Raw genomic sequence first — 15,582 nt, forward strand, 5'->3', positions numbered from 1 at the left:
GGTCAGCCCGTCCAGCCGCCGCGCTGCAGCCACTGGGTGAGCAGCGTGTTGACCACCTCGGGCCGCTCCATGGTCAGCATGTGGCCGCAGTCGGCCACCACCTCGAATTCGGCGCCAGGGACCAGGCCCGCGATCTCCTCGGAGCAGACCAGCGGCGTGAGCTGGTCCGCTTCGCCGCAGACCACCAGCACGGGGCATTTCACCTGGGGAAGGTGCAGGCGGGCGTCCGGGCGCACGATGACGGCGCGGTTCTGGCGCACCAGTTGCTCGGCGCCTGCGCGCAGCACGAAATCTAGGTAGTCCTGCACCAGGTCGGCCCGCGCCGCGCCGCCGGGGTGAAAGGCGAAGGCCACGTTGGGCTCGATCACCTCGCGCACGCGCCCCTGCTCGAACAGCGCGATGGCCGCTTCGCGCAGCGCCTGCATCTCGGGGGTCTCCGGTCGGGCGGTGGTGCCCAGCAGGGCCAGCCCGACCACTCGGCCCGGTGCCTGCCGGGCTGCTTCCATGGCGATCATGCCGCCCATCGAGGCGCCGCACAGCAGCAGGGGGCCGGGGTATTGCGCGAGCAACAGGGCCGCCATGGCCTGCACGGTCGTGGCTTCGGGCCGGGTGTGCACTTCGGTGATCTCCGGGCGCAAGGCCGCTGGCAGTACCGCGCGCTGAAAGCGCCACATGGTCGCGTCGCCCGCCAAGCCTGGAATCAGCAGCAGTTGCGGAGCAGGGCTGGGAGGCGGATTGGTCGTCATGGCAGTCATCGTCGTCGGAGTCGTCATCATCAGGGACAGCGCAGGGGCGGGGCCTTCCTGCCGCTCACCCCACTGCGCTGGTGGCCGGGTGGGCTGGCGCGTTGCTGCTGCCGCTGGACTGTGCTCCCTGCACGATGTCGTGCACGAAGCGCAGCTTGACCATGGCCCCGGAAGACAGGGCAAACGGGTAGGCATCGTCCTGCCCGAGGCTGCGGTTGAGGCTGTTGAGCAGCAAGGTCAGCGGCACCCATTGGCGCACCATGTCGTGAAAGTCCGGGTGGTTGGCCACGAACGGGTCGGTCACATGGTGGCGCATGGCCATGTGCGGGTCGGGCACGGTCACTGCGGTCTGGTAGCTGGCAGCGGTTTCCAGCAGGTCCACCATGTGCAGGTAGTGGGCCCAGGTTTCGGCCCAGTCTTCCCATGGGTGGGCGGCGGCATAGGCGCTGACATGGTTCAGGAACCAGTCGTTGCCATTGCTGCCCTTGGCATAGTGCGCATCGAGCGCGGCGGCGTAGTCCTGCCGCTCGTCACCGAACACTGCGCGGAACGCGTCCAGCCGGTGGCCATCGCGCACCAGCTGGTCCCAGTAGAAATGGCCGGACTCATGGCGCAGGTGGCCGATCAGGGTGCGGTAAGGTTCGCCCAGCGCGATGCGCCGGCGTGCACGCTCGTCGTCATCGGCTTCGGCCACGTTGAGGGTGATGGTGCCGCCCTGGTGGCCGGTGAGGATGGCGGGCCCCCCCAGCATATCGGCCAGGAACTCGAACACCGGCCCGTAGCGGCCTGGGGCCGGCTCCAACCCCAGGCGGGCGAGGGTGTAGAACAGCTGGCGCTTGGCGCCCTCGATCTGTTTCCAGCGGCGCAGGTTGGCCATGTCCGACAGATCAGGCAGCAGGCGCGTCTGCCGGCACGACACGCACAGCTGGGCATAGTCGTTGGACGGCACGGCGAAGTTGCATGCGTCGTAGGTGGTGTGGTTGTGGCACATGCGGTACAGCCGGCCGCTGTACTGCGCTGTACCCCGCTCACCCAGGCGCCGCCACAGGTCCGGGCCATCCTGGGGGGCCGGCGTCAGCGCCGCCATCGTCTGCTGGTCGGGCAGAAAGGCCAGCGCGCTGCCACAGTGCAGGCATTGCACGCTATCGAAAAACACCAGATGACCGCAGTGGTCGCAATTGAATACCCGCATGGGCTGAGCTTAAACCCAGACGCCGTGCGACAGTGGACTCAATGGAGGGTCTTCCATGCAAATGGGGCTCCAAGCCATGCCGCAATGGCAAAAGCAGGCCCGGCGGTGAAGCCGGAGCCTGCTTTTGGGCCATCAGCGGTTTTCACCGGCCGATGGCGGGCGTCGTTCAGGGACGAACGACGATGCTGTTGCGCACTTCGCGCACATGCTTGGTGTTGCGGGCAATGTTTTCAGCCTGGTTCTTCTCGGAGGCGGACTTGGCGAAGCCCGACAGCTGTACCGTGCCGTTGAGCGTTTCCACGCTGATCGAGGTGGCGGAAACGGACTTGTCTTCAGCCATCTTGGCCTTCACGGCGGTGGTGATGCCTGCGTCATCGACGTAGGAGCCCACAGTTTGCTGGTCGCGTGCCACCGAGCAGCCCGTGGCGGTGACGATGGTGAGGCCGGCAACTGCGGCAAAGGCGAGGGCACGTGCGTATTTCATGGTTTTTCCTTCTTCAGTGGTATTGGGAACGCGGGTGCTTTGGCAATTTCAATCAACCGGTCTTTTGCACCCTCCATGACCGGCTGACTGTAGGTTCTGGAACACTGGCCTGTGGCCCCTGTCCCAGTAAATTTCGGGTTCGTCGGCGGTTGCTTGCCCGCCGGCTGGATTCAATAGCTGCGGCGGCGCGATGCCCACAGGATCAGGCTGGCGGTCAGGGCCCCCACGCCGGCAGCGATGACGATCGACTTGCCGGGCTGCTCGGCCACGTACTTGCTGGTCGCATCGGCCACGTCCTGCACCTGGCGGCGGGCGCGGGCGCTGGCTTCGGCCGCGTAGTCGATGCTGCGGCTGGCCAGTTCCTGGGCGCGTGCGGCCAGATCGTCGATGGCAGGGTCGGCTTCCCGGCGCAGCGCACGGACCTTGCTTTCTGCCTTGTCCAGTGATCCATTGGCGAGGTTGCGCGTGCTTTGCACTGCATCCTGGGCGCTTTGCAGCACGTCGTCGGTCAGGGTGCGGGCGCTTTCGGCAACCTTGTTGGTGGCGGATTGGATGGTCATTGGTTCACTCCTTGGTGTAGACGATGGGATGGTCGGCAAGCTGGGAGGGGGCTTTCAGCCCCTTCGCAGCAGGCCCACGACGAAGGTGACAACGGCCATGATCACGAACACGAAGAACAGGATCTTGGCGATACCCACGGCACCTGCGGCAATGCCGCCGAAGCCGAAGAGGGCTGCGATCAGTGCGATGACCAGAAAAACGACGGCGTAGTGCAGCATGTGCTTCTCCATTGGGGCCGGACATCCGGCGAGAGGTTCAGTCAGCGCCTTTCGTTGGCGCCTGACTCCAATGTAGGTGGCCGGTGTCGGGCAGGATGCCGGTGGCCGGCGCGCCGTTTTGTCGGTGGCTGGACGCCCGCCTTGTAGGACAGCGGCTTGCTGGATGGAGCCGGGCGGGTCGTGGGCTGGCGAACCGGGGGATTGCCCTTTCCCCAGTCCTGCTGTTGCGGCAGGGGAAAAGGCTTTCAGGACGGGGCAGGTGCGCCTGCTGCGCGCCGGTCAGGCGGGGCTGTGCTGCAGCGGCAGAATGGCCGAGACCAGCGCGCCATTGCCAGGCCGCGAGGTGATGGTCAGGCGCCCGCCGGCCGCCTCCACGCGGTGGCGCATGCCGGCCAGGCCATGGGAGGACGGGCTCACGCTGGCCGGGTCGAACCCCTGGCCATCGTCGCGCACCTGCACGGCCACGTGCTTGGGGTGGCTGTGCACAGAGACCAGCACCTTCTGCGCCTTGGCGTATTTGCCGATGTTGGTGAGCGATTCCTGCACCAGCCGGTAGACGGTCAGTTGTGTGGTGTCTGGCAGCTGCACGGGCTCCAGGCTGGTTTCCACCTCGATGCCGGCGCGTTCGCCGTACTCGCGCGCAAGGATCTCGATGGCGGCCGTCAGCCCCAGGTTGGACAGCGACGAGGGGCGCAGGTCTTCGATGATGCGGCGCTTGAGCGCAATGCCGCTGTTGAGTGTCTCGGTCAGGTGGCGCAGGCGCTCGGCGATCTCGGGCACCTGGATGTCGATCTTGGATTTGAGGCGCGCCACGTCGAGCTTGGCCGCCGTGAGCAGGGCGCCCAGTTCGTCGTGCAGTTCGCGCGCCAGGTGCCCCCGTTCGTCTTCGCGCACCTGCTGCAGGTGGCTGGCCAGCTCGGACAGCGTGGCCGTGCGCTCGCGCACCAGGCCTTCGAGCCGGTCGCGCTCGCGCTCCAGCAGCAGTTGCTCGCGCAGGCTGAACTGCTGCAGCGCGGTGGCCTGGCGCAGGTACATGAAGAACGCCAGCAGCCCGATGGCGGTGACGGTGGCGATGCCGATGCGCGAGAGCATCAGCGAGCGCAGCACCTGCGCCTGCCCCTGCTTGACAACGACCGCGCTGCGGTCGATGAGGGCCTGTGCATGCTTGCGGATGGCCTCCATGTTCTCCATGCCCACGTCGGTGTGCAGGATGAACTTCCAGGCATCTTCGTTGCCCTGGCGGCGCAGTTTGAGGCTGAGCTCCATCTCGGCGAGCTTGCGCGAGATCTGGCGCGACAGCAGCGACAGCTCCTGCATGTCGTCGGGCGAGTCGAGGAACTGGTTGCGCAGGTTGTCGAGGTCCTGCTGCACGCTGGCCAGCGCCTTGTCGTAGGGTTCGAGGTAGCGGTCGTTGCCGGTGAGCAGGTAGCCACGCTGCCCGGTCTCGGCATCGAGCATGCTCTGCAGCAGCCGGTTCAAGGCCCCGTGCGTCACCTGGCCATGGGCCATCTGCGTGACGGCGCCCTGCGATCGCATGTGGCCGACCTCGTTGATCCCCACCAGCACCATGGCCGCGAGCAGTGCCATCGGCAGGCTCAGGGCCATTTTGCGGACTTTGGGAAGCAAGTCCTTGGAGATCTCATGCAAATTCATATGCGTTATTCTGGATAATGTCCACAGACCAGCTGACGGCGCTGCCAAATGGCGGGTGATCTGAACGCAGGTGCATTCAACAAAAATTGGGAGGGGCAAGCCTTCTCCCCGAAAGAACGCTCAATGATCAAGATCGGCATTGTGGATGACCATGCAATTGTTCGCTCCGGACTTCGCCAGTTCCTGTCCGAGCATGTGGACCTGCGCGTGGAAGGCGAGGCCTCCAACGGCCGCGAAGCCATCGACCTGGTGCGCACCCACGAAATCGACGTGCTGCTGATGGATCTGTCCATGCCCGGCCAGAGCGGCCTGGATGCGCTGGCCATGCTGCGCGCCAAGGCGCCCGACATGGGTATTTTGATCCTCAGCGGCTACCCGGAGGAGCATTACGCCATCAATCTCATCCGCCAGGGGGCCAGCGGCTACCTGAACAAGGAATGCGACCCCTCCGAGATCGTGGAAGCCATCCGCATCATCGCCCTGGGCAAACGCTACCTCACGCCCGCCGTGGCGGACCTGCTGGCCCAGCAGCTCAACCGCAAGGACGACGCCCCGCCGCACGAGCAGTTGTCGGAGCGCGAGTTCCAGGTGTTCCTCAAGCTGGCCAAGGGCGAGACGGCCGGTGACATCGCCAAGTCGCTGTCGCTGAGCGTGAAGACGGTAAGCACCTACCGCACGCGCCTGATGGAAAAGATGAGCCTGTCGTCCAACAGCGACCTGACCTACTACGCGCTCAAGAACCGCCTGATCGATTGAGCGCAAGGCCACCTGGCTGCAAGGGGGCCGCAGCTTCCGCGCCGCCCTTGCCCTGCCCAGGCAGGCGCGCTTCTTCATCAAGGCTAGAGTGCGTGCTGGCGGTGCGCCAGCGCGCTCAAGGCGTGCCGCGCACGGGCGTGCGGGCGTCGGGGGAGGGGTGTACGCTGCCATGCTCTATGCAGTAGTCCACCAGGGCATCGATTTCGTTGGATTTGTCGAACACCGCATCCACGCCCAGTTGGGCGCAGCGCATGCGGATGTCGGGGGTGGCATAGTTGCTCAGCACCACCATCTTCTGGTGGGGCCTGCGGTCGCGGCAGGCGGCCAGCACGCCCAGGCCACTGCCTTGGCGCAGGAACAGGTCCACGATGGCCAAGTCCCACTGTTCCTGGTGGCCGGTGAGCCAGCCCTTGCCTTCGTCTTCGGTTTCCGCCACCCCCACCGCCTCGACGGATGCCAGTTCTTCCAGAGTACCGATGAGGTTCTCGCGGATGGTGGCATTGTCTTCAACGATGTACGTGCGGAGTTTCACTACGGATCCAGGTGACGGTCGGTGCAGCCAAGCGTTGGCCCGGTTCTGAATTTAACCGAAGTGCCTCTTACATTCTGACAGCGGCTGCACGCAGGCTGTGTAGGAGTGCTCCTACGGTGACGCACACACAACACATCCGGGTGCTCGCTCCACGTGCATGGTGCTCCATTCCATCGAGCGGCCATCCAGCATCATCAGCCGCCCGGCCAGCGTGGTGCCCACCCCGGTGATCAGCTTCAGCGCCTCAGCCGCCTGCATGGTCCCGATGATGCCGACCAGGGGCGCGAACACCCCCATGAGCGCGCAGCTGACCTCCTCGAACTGCGCGTCCGGCGGGAAGATGCAGGCGTAGCAGGGTGCCTTGCCGTTGCGCGGGTCGATCACCGTGATCTGGCCATCGAAGCGGATCGCCGCCCCCGCCACCAGCGGCACGCCGTGGCGCACGCAGGCTGCGTTGACCGCATGGCGGGTGGCGTAGTTGTCGCTGCAGTCCAGCACCACGCTGGCGCCGGGCAGCAGTTCGTTGAGCAGGGCCGCATCGGCGCGGGCCTTGATGGCCCGGACCTGGACTTCGGGGTTGATGGCCGCCACCGCCTGCGCGGCCGACTGCACCTTGGGCGTGCCCACGCGCGCCGTGGTGTGCGCGATCTGGCGCTGCAGGTTGGTCAGGTCCACCGTGTCATCGTCCACCAGCGTGATGCGGCCCACGCCGGCGGAGCCCAGGTACAGCGCCGCAGGCGAGCCCAGGCCCCCGGCGCCGATGATGACGGCATGGGCGGCCAGCACGCGCTCCTGCCCCTCGATGCCGATCTCGTCGAGCAGGATGTGGCGCGAATAGCGCAGGAGTTGGTCGTCGGTCATGGGGCGAGGTTGGGTGCTGCAGGTCGGGCTGCGATTGTGCGGGAGATTGCCTGCGCGCGATGGCAGGCGTGAAAAAGGCCAGACTCCCTGGGGAGGCCGGCCTTGTGCGGGTTTGGGCTGCGCTCAGCGAAGAGCTCAGTTTTCCTTCTTGTCTTCCTTGCGCTCGGTCAGCGTCTTGCTGACCAGCACGGGGCGGCCCTTGAGCTGGTTCAGGGCCTGCACGAGCTGGAAGTCCTTGTCGGTGCCGAACTCGGGCGCCTTGCGGTCGGCGGCAGGCTTCTTGGCCTCTTCTTCCAGGCGTTTGCGGGCTTCTTCGCGGGCCTTTTCACGGGCGGCGTCCTTCTTTTCTTCGCCCTGGCCGCTGCCCAGGTGCTTGTCCAGGTCGGCTTCGCGCATGCGCAGGGCGGCGAACACGTTGCCTTCCTCGGACTCGTCGATCATCACGTCGGGCACGATGCCCTTGGCCTGGATCGACTTGCCGCTCGGCGTGTAGTAGCGCGCCGTGGTCAGCTTGATGCCCGTGTCCGGGCCCAGGGGGCGCACGGTCTGCACCGAGCCCTTGCCGAAGGTCTGGCTGCCCATGATGGTGGCACGCTTGTGGTCCTGCAGCGCGCCGGCCACGATTTCGCTGGCCGAGGCCGAGCCTTCATTCACCAGCACCACCATGGGCACCGACTTGATGGAGGCGGGCAGGCGGCGCAGAGGGTCGCCGCCGCTGCGGCGCTGGTAGTACTCGGGCGCTGCCTTGTAGGTGGACTTGCTTTCGGCCAACTGGCCGTTGGTGGTGACCACCGTGACGTTGTCGGGCAGGAAGGCGGCGGAGATGGCCACGGCCGCGTCGAGCAGGCCACCCGGGTCGTTGCGCAGGTCGAGCACCAGGCCCTTGATGTTGGGGTCCTGCTTGTACATCTCTTCCATCTTGCGCACGAAGTCGTCGACCGTGCGTTCCTGGAACTGCGACAGGCGGATCCACGCGTAGCCGGGTTCGATCACCTTGCCCTTGACGGACTGGGTCTTGATCTCTTCGCGCGTGATGGTCACCGGGAAGGTGCGGCTCTCGTCCTTGCGGAAGATGGTGAGCGTGACCTTGGTGTTGGGCTCGCCGCGCATGCGCTTGACGGCGTCGTTGAGCGCCAGGCCCTTCACGGCCGTTTCATCGATCTGGGTGATCAGGTCGTTGGGCTTGAGGCCAGCGCGGAACGCGGGCGAGCCTTCGATGGGGGAGACCACCTTGATGAGCCCATCCTCCTGCGTGATCTCGATGCCCACGCCGACGAAGCGGCCCGACGTACCTTCGCGGAATTCCTTGAAGGACTTCTTGTCGAAATACTGCGAGTGCGGGTCCAGGCTGGCCACCATGCCGGAGATGGCATCGGTGATGAGCTTCTTGTCGTCCACCGGCTCGACATAGTCGGTCTTGACCAGGCCGAACACGGCCGAGAGTTGCTGGATTTCTTCCAGAGGCAGTGGGGTCATGGCGCCGCGCGCGACGGTCTGCAATGACACCGTGGTGAGCGCTCCGGCCACCACGCCTACCGATACCCATCCTGCAATTTTGAGTTTTTGGCCCATAGAACACCTTTTGCCGCGTCAATATACACCTTGGAAGGGCCAAACCCGCCGCAGTTCCGCGCCGGGACTCGCTTTCAGGCGTTTTAAGGGTTTTATCAGCGGGCTTTACACCCGCTTCACGCCCTTTCTTACGCCTTGCCTTGCGAAGCGACTGCCGCAGCGGCCTTGGCCGCCGCTTCAGCGTCACCCAGATAGTAGTGGCGTATGGGCTTGAGGTCGGCATCGAGCTCGTATACCAGTGGAATCCCGTTGGGAATGTTCAGGCCCACGATCGCATCGTCCGAGATGTTGTCCAGGTACTTGACCAGGGCGCGGATCGAGTTGCCGTGCGCCGCCACCACCACGCGCTTGCCGCCCTGGATGGCCGGAGCGATGGATTCGCTCCAGAAGGGCAGCACGCGCGCCACGGTGTCCTTGAGGCATTCGGTCAGCGGCACCTGGCCGGCATCCAGGCGGGCGTAGCGCACGTCGCTGCGCTCGCTGCGCGGGTCCGTGGCTTCCAGCGCCGGTGGCGGCGTGTCATAGCTGCGGCGCCAGACCAGCACCTGGGCATCGCCGTACTGCTTGGCCATGTCGGCCTTGTTCAGGCCCTGCAGCGCGCCGTAGTGGCGCTCGTTCAGGCGCCAGCTGTGCACCACGGGCAGCCAGGTGCGGTCCATCTCGTCCAGGGTGTGCCACAGCGTGCGCGTGGCGCGCTTGAGCACGCTGGTGTAGGCCACGTCGAACTCGTACCCCTCGGCCTTGAGCAGGCGGCCAGCGTTCTTGGCCTGGTCCACGCCGGTGGGGGTGAGGTCCACGTCGGTCCAGCCGGTAAAGCGGTTTTCCAGGTTCCAGGTGGATTCGCCGTGGCGGATCAGTACGAGTTTGTGCATGGTTTCCCTTGGAGAAGCGGGTCAAAACCATACATTCTAAAATTGCGCTGTTCGCCAACCCAAGGAATCCCCGTGAAATTCATTATCGACAACTGGTATCTGTTCTTCGTTGCACTGGCTTCGGGCGGCATGCTGATGTGGCCTTTGCTCAAGAACGCCAGTGGTGGCACGCTTTCGCCCGCTGGTGCCGTGCAGCTCATCAACCGCGAAAAAGCCGTCGTCATCGACGTCTGCGAGACCGAGGAATTCGCGGCCGGCCACGTAGGTGGTGCCAAGAACGTCCCCCTGAACCAGCTCGAAGAGCGCCTGCCGACCACGGTGAAGAACAAGGCCCTGCCGCTGGTGCTGGTATGCGCCACGGGCGCGCGCGCCAACCGCGCCGTGGGCATCGCCAAGAAGCTCGGCTACGAGAACGTCCAGGCCCTGGCCGGTGGCCTCAATGCCTGGCGCGAAGCCAGCATGCCGGTTGAAAAGGCCTGAGAAGCCCCTAGATAAAAGGCATGGGCGCCTGGCGCCCCCCTCCGCCGCCGCAGCCCCTCTACGAAAGATGCCCGCCATGCAACCCGTGAAGATGTACACCACCGCCGTCTGCCCCTACTGCATCCGTGCCAAGCAGATCCTCAAGTCCAAGGGCGTGGAGCAGATCGAGGAGATCCGCATCGACACCGACCCAGCGGCCCGCAACACCATGATGGAGATCACCGGGCGCCGTACCGTGCCCCAGATTTTCATTGGCGACACCCATGTCGGCGGCCACGATGACCTGGTGGCGCTGGATGGGCGCGGTGGCCTGATGCCATTGCTGGGTGCGCAGTGATCGCTTAGGCCCGTTCCCGGGCGCTGCATAATGCAGCCCCATGTGCCCGCTGCGGGAGCTCTTCCCCGGCGGGTTTTGTTTTGCCACACACGCTCGTTCTGAGCACAAGAGACTTGTCAACCATGGCCGACCAAGAGAACCCCGTTTTCCAGATCCAGCGCGTCTACCTCAAGGACATGTCGCTGGAACAACCGAACTCGCCCGGCATCCTGCTGGAGCAGGAACAACCCAGCGTGGACATCCAGCTGGGCGTGGAAGCCACTCCCGTGGCCGAAGGCATCTTCGAAGTGGCCGTGACCGCCACGGTGCAGACCAAGGTCAAAGACAAGACCGTGTTCCTGGTCGAAGCCAAGCAGGCCGGCATCTTCGAGATCCGCAACATTCCTGAAGACCAGATGGGCGCCATCATGGGCATCGCCTGCCCGCAGATCGTGTACCCCTACCTGCGCGGCAACGTGGCCGATCTGATCAACCGCGCCGGCTTCCCGCCTGTGCACCTGGCCGAAATCAACTTCCAGGCCATGTTCGAACAGCAACAGGCTGCGGCTGCGGGCAATCCGTCGCCCATCATCACGCAGTAAGCGTGGTTCGCGGGGACGCAGCATGCCGTCCCCGCCGCTTGATCTCCCTATCGCGATGAAAATCCTTGTTCTGGGCGCTGGCGCCTGGGGCTCTGCCGTGGCCATGAGCGCCGCGCAGCACCCTGCCGGCCATGCCGTCACGTTGTGGGCGCGCGACGCCGCGCAACTGGCCGGCATGCAGGCGGGCCGCGAGAATGCGCGCTACCTTCCCGGTATGGCCTTTCCCCCCACGCTGGCGCTGGCCGGCGGGGACTTTGCCGCGCCCGCAGGCGCGGCCGATCTGGTCATTGTGGCCACGCCCATGTCGGCCCTGCGTGGCATGCTGCAGGCGCTGCGCGACTGCGCGGCACCCGTGGCCTGGCTGTGCAAGGGCTTTGAATCGGTGGCTGGCGACGCGCCTGGCCGTTTCGGCCTGCTGGCCCACGAGGTGCGGGCCGAGGTCGCACCCCAGCTCAAGGCCGGGGCCCTGAGTGGCCCCAGCTTCGCCCAGGAAGTCGCCCGAGGCCAGCCCACGGCCCTGGTGGCGGCCAGCGAGCACGCCAGCGTGCGCGATGCCCTGGTGGATGCATTCCACAGCCCCAGCGTGCGCGTCTATGCCAACGAGGACATCGTGGGCGTGGAAGTGGGCGGGGCAGTGAAGAACGTGCTGTCCATCGCCACCGGCCTGTGCGATGGGCTGGAACTGGGCCTGAATGCCCGCGCTGCGCTCATCACGCGCGGCCTGGCCGAGATGACGCGGCTGGGCCTGGCGCTGGGCGCGCGGGCCGATACCTTCATGGGCCTGTCGGGCCTGGGTGACCTCGTGCTGACCGCCACAGGCGATCTTTCGCGCAATCGCCGCGTGGGCCTGCTGCTGGCGCAGGGACAGACGCTTGCGCAGGCCGTGGAATCGCTCGGCCATGTGGCCGAAGGCGTCTACAGCGCACGTACGGTGGCGCAGCGCGCCCGGTTGCTGGGGGTGGACATGCCCATCACCGATGCCGTGGTGGCCCTGCTCGATGGCCGGCTGCAGCCTGCAGAGGCGGTCGCGCAGCTCATGGGCCGCGGCCCGCGCGAAGAAATTTGATCAATTGCCCGCCGAGAGGCGGCGCAGCAGCCCCTCCTCGTCATCGGGGTGGAAGAAATAGGGATAGAAACTGCGCTCCTGCGCCGACAGGCCGGGCCGGCCGCCGAACTGGTCGATCAGGCGGCGCCCCTTGTTGCCATCCATGTGCAGCAGCACGGCCGGGGCGCCCACGCGCTGGCACAGGCGCGCCGATCCCACCGGGTCGAAGCGCAGCATGCGCATGTAGAACGGTGCATGGCGCGGGTTCACCTCGATCACGATATCGGTCGCCCGGCGTGCGCGGAAGGCCACGATGAAGGCGATGTGGAAGATGGCGCCCAGCACCTGCTTGGAGCGCACGCCCGGGTCCATGGCGAGCTTGCCGATCTCGCAGATGCGGGCGCCGCGCGCGCGCAACTCGCCGATGAATTCGGGAAACTGCTCCGCCGCAGCCAGGTTTCCGTCATCGAGCCGCACGGAGATGGTGCCTGCGGGCTGCCCGTCGATCTGCACCACCAGGCTGCTCAGGTCGAAGTCGTGCGTCAGTGTGGCCTGCATTTTGTAGCCCCTGCTGGCGTACATGCGCGCCAAAAGGCCCTGGCCCTTGCGCGACAGGCGGATCTTGCAGGTCTTGGTCTCGGTTGTGCCCAGGCGGCTCAGGTACTCGCCCGGGTATTCCAGTTCGAAGATGGTCCGTTCGTCCACTTGCATGGCATGCTCCTTGCGGTGTCTCCATGTACCTTGTCTGACGCGCCGAAAGGAGTGGACCAGGGCATGGAAGCAACCAGCGTAGCGGCGACGGGGGCCATCGGCAAACATTAAAACGCAGGTGGCGATCAATGGTGAAGTGGCCTGCGCAAACGGTGCTGCACAGCAAAAAAGCCGCATCCGCCCTTGGGAGGCGGATACGGCTTTGTGCGGTGGGCACGGTGCCCCGTGGGGCACGGGATCAAAGCACCCCGAACAGCATCAACAACAGGACGAGGGACAGTGGGACGCCGAGCAGCCAGAGAATGATGGGCATGGTGATCTCCTTGGAAACGGGTGGAAGTGGATAAGTGACTCCACTGTATTCCCGCCCCCTGGCGCCGCCTGTCCGCCAACGCGGCGCCCGGGCGTAGGTCCGAGCCTACCGGCCTTGCAGGGGCCGGCGCCATGCCTGCGCGCCGTGTTTACAGACCTTCTTCCAGTGCCAGCAGCTCCTGCACGGTCTGGCGCCGGCGGATCAGCCTGGCCTGGCCCCCGTCTACCAGCACTTCGGCGATCAGCGGGCGCGTGTTGTAGTTGGAGGACATGGAGGCGCCGTAGGCGCCCGTGTCATGGATCACCAGCAGGTCGCCCACCTGGGCCGCCGGCAGGTCGCGCGGCAGCACCACGCCGCCATCGCCCTGGGTGAACACGTCGCCCGACTCGCACAGCGGGCCAGCCACTACCGTGGGGCGCGCGGCTGCCGTGCCGCCATCGCGGCGCAGTACCTGCATGGCGTGGTAGCTGCCGTACATGGAGGGGCGCATCAGCTCGTTGAAGCCCGTGTCCACCAGAACGAAGTGGTTGTTGCCCGCGTTCTTGGTGGCGCGCACCTCGCCCAGCAGAACCCCCGACTCGGCCACCAGGAAGCGCCCGGGCTCGATCTCCAGCCCGAGCTTGTGGCCGACGATGGCCTCGGCCTGCTGGCGCGCCGTGTCCCACAGGCCGTGGTAGTGCTGCGTGTCGATCACCGGGTCGCCGCTGCGGTACGGGATGGACAGGCCGCCGCCCGCCGAGATGGCGTGCAGGTCGTGTCCGGCCGCATGCGCCGTGCGCACCAGCTCCACCATGGCGCCGCAGACTTCAGCCAGGTGGACGTAGTCCACGCCCGAGCCGATGTGCATGTGCAGGCCCGTGAGCGCCAGGCCGTGCTGCCTTATGGCGGCCAGCGCCGCGGGCAGGTCGGTGTGCCAGATACCGTGCTTGCTGTGCTCGCCGCCGGTGTTGGTCTTGTTGCTGTGGCCGTGGCCGAAGCCGGGGTTGATGCGCAGCCACACCGCGTGGCCCGGCGAGGCCTGGCCCAGCTGGTGCAGCATGTCGATGGAGCCGGCGTTGACCGGCACGCCATGCTCGACCACGCAGGCCAGGGTGTCGGCATCGAACAGGTCGGCCGTGAACACGATCTCCGAGGGCTCACCACCGGCTTGGTAGCCGGCCGCCAGCGCGCGCAAGATCTCGCCGCGCGAGACAGCATCCACCTTCACGCCCTGCTCGCGCATGAGCTTGAGGATGTGGATGTTGGAGCAGGCCTTCTGCGCGAAGCGCACGGTGTCGAAGTTGGACACCTGGGCGATGCGCTGGCGGATGGTGGCGGCGTCGTAGATCCACAGCGGGGTGCCGAACTGCTCGGCCAGGGACTGCAGCTGGGCGGGGGGGAAGGGGTTGGACATGGAAACGGCTCCAGGAAAGGGCGAGGCAAGGGGTGCGATGGGCCGGATCATGCCGCCCTCCAGTCATCCAGTCCAATGCTTGTTTTGTGGATGCTATTCAATTTGGATATGCTTGGCGCATGCCCCACCCCCCTGACAACAGCGCCCCGCGGATCGGCCACCGCCATGTCGAAGTGTTCCGCGCCGTCATGCTGGCCGGCAGCGCCACAGGTGCCGCCGAGTTGTTGCACACCTCGCAGCCGACGGTGAGCCGTGAGCTGGCGCGCCTGGAGTCGCTGCTGGGCTACAGCCTGTTCGACCGCGTGCAGGGCCGCCTGCGCCCCCATGCGCGGGCTCTGGCGCTGTGGGAGGAGGTGCAGCGCTCCTGGCAGGGCCTGGACCGCGTGGTGGACCGGGCCGTGGCGCTGGGGCGCTCTGCCGGTGCTGCACAGTCCCTGTCCGTGTTGTGCCTGCCCGCGCTGTCCCATGCGTTGCTGCCCGGCGCCGCCGCGCGCATGCTGGTGGAGCACCCTGGCGCCCGGGTCTCCGTCACGCCCCAGGAACCGCCTTTGCTGGAAGAGTGGATGACGGCGCAGCGCTTCGACATGGCACTGAGCGAGCAGGTCTCCACCCCGCCCGGTACGCGCTCGCAGCGGCTGCTGACCTTGGACGAGGTGGCCGTGCTGCCTGCAGGCCATGCGCTCGCTGCAAGGCCCGTGCTGCAGCTGGCCGACTTTGCCGATCAGCCGTTCGTGAGCCTCTCGGCCGACGACCCGTACCGCCGCCAGATCGACGCCCTGTTTGCCGAGGCCGGCGTGCAGCGGCAGATGCGCATGGAAACGCACAGCGCGGTGGCGGTGTGCGCGATGGTGCAGCGGGGGCTGGGGGTGGCCATCGTTAATCCGCTCACGGCGCTGGCCGTGGCGGGGCAGGGGGTGGTGGTGCGCAGGGTGGGGTTTTCGGTGCCGTTCAGTGTGAGCCTGGTGTTGCCGTTGTACCGGGCGGCGTTGGAGGAGGTGGGGTGGATGGTGGAGGCTTTGGAGGTGGAGGCTGGTGATCTGGAATTGAAGCTGCGGCGATTGATTTGATTGCTTGTTACCGTTGCCAGCTGCATGCCTCGGTTGAGGGCGGGAGCCGAGATGTGCGCCCGGCAGCATGGCTATTTTGATGGCATGCTTTGGCAGCGGGCGGGAGCCGGGTCTCGGCCCGGCGGCCGAGGTACCTTTCTTTGCGTCGCCAAAGAGGGTGTAGAAGAAATCTATTTCAACCGCCCCAACAACATCCGAGCCTGCGCAA

Annotated in this window: 18 protein-coding genes; 6 read left to right on the top strand and 12 right to left on the bottom strand. The window is 66.2% G+C overall.

Annotated features, from left to right (window positions below):
* Nucleotides 1-2: 2 nt before the first annotated feature.
* The 6 genes from ASE28_RS18895 to ASE28_RS18915 form a co-directional block, all read right to left on the bottom strand.
* Nucleotides 3-746 (bottom strand): alpha/beta fold hydrolase, encoded by a 744-nt coding sequence (locus ASE28_RS18895; protein WP_057268025.1) that lies wholly within the window; start codon nt 744-746, stop codon nt 3-5.
* 64 nt (nt 747-810) lie between these two features.
* Nucleotides 811-1,938 (bottom strand): putative zinc-binding metallopeptidase, encoded by a 1,128-nt coding sequence (locus tag ASE28_RS18900; RefSeq protein WP_057201859.1) that lies wholly within the window; start codon nt 1,936-1,938, stop codon nt 811-813.
* A 166-nt stretch (nt 1,939-2,104) separates the two neighbouring features.
* Complete coding sequence (locus ASE28_RS18905; protein ID WP_057201860.1) at nt 2,105-2,422, bottom strand: BON domain-containing protein; 318 nt, start codon at nt 2,420-2,422, stop codon at nt 2,105-2,107.
* A 170-nt stretch (nt 2,423-2,592) separates the two neighbouring features.
* Nucleotides 2,593-2,982 carry a DUF883 family protein gene (locus ASE28_RS18910; RefSeq protein ID WP_057201861.1) on the bottom strand — a complete coding sequence of 130 codons (390 nt, stop codon included), beginning with the start codon at nt 2,980-2,982 and terminating at the stop codon, nt 2,593-2,595.
* A 54-nt stretch (nt 2,983-3,036) separates the two neighbouring features.
* Nucleotides 3,037-3,201 (bottom strand): DUF1328 domain-containing protein, encoded by a 165-nt coding sequence (locus ASE28_RS31545; RefSeq protein WP_082604153.1) that lies wholly within the window; start codon nt 3,199-3,201, stop codon nt 3,037-3,039.
* 279 nt (nt 3,202-3,480) lie between these two features.
* Nucleotides 3,481-4,854: a CHASE3 domain-containing protein gene (locus ASE28_RS18915; RefSeq protein WP_057201862.1), complete on the bottom strand. Its 1,374-nt coding sequence runs from the start codon at nt 4,852-4,854 to the stop codon at nt 3,481-3,483.
* A 123-nt stretch (nt 4,855-4,977) separates the two neighbouring features.
* On the opposite strand from ASE28_RS18915, the gene ASE28_RS18920 reads away from it, so the two are divergent.
* Nucleotides 4,978-5,610, top strand: a complete 633-nt coding sequence (locus ASE28_RS18920) for a response regulator transcription factor (protein WP_057201863.1) — start codon at nt 4,978-4,980, stop codon at nt 5,608-5,610.
* A gap of 115 nt (nt 5,611-5,725) precedes the next feature.
* On the opposite strand, the gene ASE28_RS18925 is transcribed toward ASE28_RS18920, so the two are convergent.
* The 4 genes from ASE28_RS18925 to gpmA all read right to left on the bottom strand — a co-directional run bounded on the left by ASE28_RS18925 (nt 5,726) and on the right by gpmA (nt 9,447).
* Entirely contained in the window at nt 5,726-6,142 is a 417-nt protein-coding gene (locus ASE28_RS18925; protein ID WP_057201864.1) for a response regulator, read from the bottom strand.
* 111 nt (nt 6,143-6,253) lie between these two features.
* Nucleotides 6,254-7,003 carry a molybdopterin-synthase adenylyltransferase MoeB gene (locus ASE28_RS18930; protein ID WP_057268009.1) on the bottom strand — a complete coding sequence of 250 codons (750 nt, stop codon included), beginning with the start codon at nt 7,001-7,003 and terminating at the stop codon, nt 6,254-6,256.
* Between the two features lie 135 nt (nt 7,004-7,138).
* Nucleotides 7,139-8,575: a S41 family peptidase gene (locus ASE28_RS18935; protein WP_057201866.1), complete on the bottom strand. Its 1,437-nt coding sequence runs from the start codon at nt 8,573-8,575 to the stop codon at nt 7,139-7,141.
* A gap of 128 nt (nt 8,576-8,703) precedes the next feature.
* Nucleotides 8,704-9,447 (bottom strand): 2,3-diphosphoglycerate-dependent phosphoglycerate mutase, encoded by a 744-nt coding sequence (gene gpmA / locus ASE28_RS18940; RefSeq protein WP_057268010.1) that lies wholly within the window; start codon nt 9,445-9,447, stop codon nt 8,704-8,706.
* 72 nt (nt 9,448-9,519) lie between these two features.
* On the opposite strand from gpmA, the gene ASE28_RS18945 reads away from it, so the two are divergent.
* The 4 genes from ASE28_RS18945 to ASE28_RS18960 all read left to right on the top strand — a co-directional run bounded on the left by ASE28_RS18945 (nt 9,520) and on the right by ASE28_RS18960 (nt 11,911).
* Complete coding sequence (locus ASE28_RS18945) at nt 9,520-9,927, top strand: rhodanese-like domain-containing protein (protein WP_057268011.1); 408 nt, start codon at nt 9,520-9,522, stop codon at nt 9,925-9,927.
* A 76-nt stretch (nt 9,928-10,003) separates the two neighbouring features.
* Nucleotides 10,004-10,264 carry a glutaredoxin 3 gene (gene grxC, locus ASE28_RS18950; protein ID WP_057202502.1) on the top strand — a complete coding sequence of 87 codons (261 nt, stop codon included), beginning with the start codon at nt 10,004-10,006 and terminating at the stop codon, nt 10,262-10,264.
* Between the two features lie 122 nt (nt 10,265-10,386).
* Nucleotides 10,387-10,845 (top strand): protein-export chaperone SecB, encoded by a 459-nt coding sequence (gene secB / locus ASE28_RS18955; RefSeq protein WP_057201869.1) that lies wholly within the window; start codon nt 10,387-10,389, stop codon nt 10,843-10,845.
* A 55-nt stretch (nt 10,846-10,900) separates the two neighbouring features.
* Complete coding sequence (locus ASE28_RS18960; RefSeq protein ID WP_057268012.1) at nt 10,901-11,911, top strand: NAD(P)H-dependent glycerol-3-phosphate dehydrogenase; 1,011 nt, start codon at nt 10,901-10,903, stop codon at nt 11,909-11,911.
* On the opposite strand, the gene ASE28_RS18965 is transcribed toward ASE28_RS18960, so the two are convergent.
* Nucleotides 11,912-12,601: a hypothetical protein gene (locus ASE28_RS18965; RefSeq protein WP_057268013.1), complete on the bottom strand. Its 690-nt coding sequence runs from the start codon at nt 12,599-12,601 to the stop codon at nt 11,912-11,914.
* A 461-nt stretch (nt 12,602-13,062) separates the two neighbouring features.
* Complete coding sequence (lysA, locus tag ASE28_RS18970; RefSeq protein ID WP_057201872.1) at nt 13,063-14,307, bottom strand: diaminopimelate decarboxylase; 1,245 nt, start codon at nt 14,305-14,307, stop codon at nt 13,063-13,065.
* 119 nt (nt 14,308-14,426) lie between these two features.
* Between lysA and ASE28_RS18975 the strand changes: the two genes are divergently transcribed.
* Nucleotides 14,427-15,374 carry a LysR family transcriptional regulator gene (locus tag ASE28_RS18975; RefSeq protein WP_057268014.1) on the top strand — a complete coding sequence of 316 codons (948 nt, stop codon included), beginning with the start codon at nt 14,427-14,429 and terminating at the stop codon, nt 15,372-15,374.
* Nucleotides 15,375-15,582 lie beyond the last annotated feature (208 nt).

Origin of the sequence: Acidovorax sp. Root219 (genome assembly GCF_001428665.1) — a bacterium.
Classification (GTDB): domain Bacteria; phylum Pseudomonadota; class Gammaproteobacteria; order Burkholderiales; family Burkholderiaceae_C; genus Acidovorax.

Coding starts and splice junctions, on each gene's coding strand:
- ASE28_RS18920 (WP_057201863.1), top strand. CDS start 4,978: ATGATCAAGATCGGCATTGTGGATGACCATGCAATTGTTCGCTCCGGA.
- lysA (WP_057201872.1), bottom strand. CDS start 14,307: ATGTCCAACCCCTTCCCCCCCGCCCAGCTGCAGTCCCTGGCCGAGCAG.
- ASE28_RS18930 (WP_057268009.1), bottom strand. CDS start 7,003: ATGACCGACGACCAACTCCTGCGCTATTCGCGCCACATCCTGCTCGAC.
- secB (WP_057201869.1), top strand. CDS start 10,387: ATGGCCGACCAAGAGAACCCCGTTTTCCAGATCCAGCGCGTCTACCTC.
- grxC (WP_057202502.1), top strand. CDS start 10,004: ATGCAACCCGTGAAGATGTACACCACCGCCGTCTGCCCCTACTGCATC.
- ASE28_RS18965 (WP_057268013.1), bottom strand. CDS start 12,601: ATGCAAGTGGACGAACGGACCATCTTCGAACTGGAATACCCGGGCGAG.
- ASE28_RS18960 (WP_057268012.1), top strand. CDS start 10,901: ATGAAAATCCTTGTTCTGGGCGCTGGCGCCTGGGGCTCTGCCGTGGCC.
- ASE28_RS18915 (WP_057201862.1), bottom strand. CDS start 4,854: ATGAATTTGCATGAGATCTCCAAGGACTTGCTTCCCAAAGTCCGCAAA.
- ASE28_RS18905 (WP_057201860.1), bottom strand. CDS start 2,422: ATGAAATACGCACGTGCCCTCGCCTTTGCCGCAGTTGCCGGCCTCACC.
- ASE28_RS18910 (WP_057201861.1), bottom strand. CDS start 2,982: ATGACCATCCAATCCGCCACCAACAAGGTTGCCGAAAGCGCCCGCACC.
- ASE28_RS18935 (WP_057201866.1), bottom strand. CDS start 8,575: ATGGGCCAAAAACTCAAAATTGCAGGATGGGTATCGGTAGGCGTGGTG.
- gpmA (WP_057268010.1), bottom strand. CDS start 9,447: ATGCACAAACTCGTACTGATCCGCCACGGCGAATCCACCTGGAACCTG.
- ASE28_RS18900 (WP_057201859.1), bottom strand. CDS start 1,938: ATGCGGGTATTCAATTGCGACCACTGCGGTCATCTGGTGTTTTTCGAT.
- ASE28_RS18975 (WP_057268014.1), top strand. CDS start 14,427: ATGCCCCACCCCCCTGACAACAGCGCCCCGCGGATCGGCCACCGCCAT.
- ASE28_RS31545 (WP_082604153.1), bottom strand. CDS start 3,201: ATGCTGCACTACGCCGTCGTTTTTCTGGTCATCGCACTGATCGCAGCC.
- ASE28_RS18895 (WP_057268025.1), bottom strand. CDS start 746: ATGACGACCAATCCGCCTCCCAGCCCTGCTCCGCAACTGCTGCTGATT.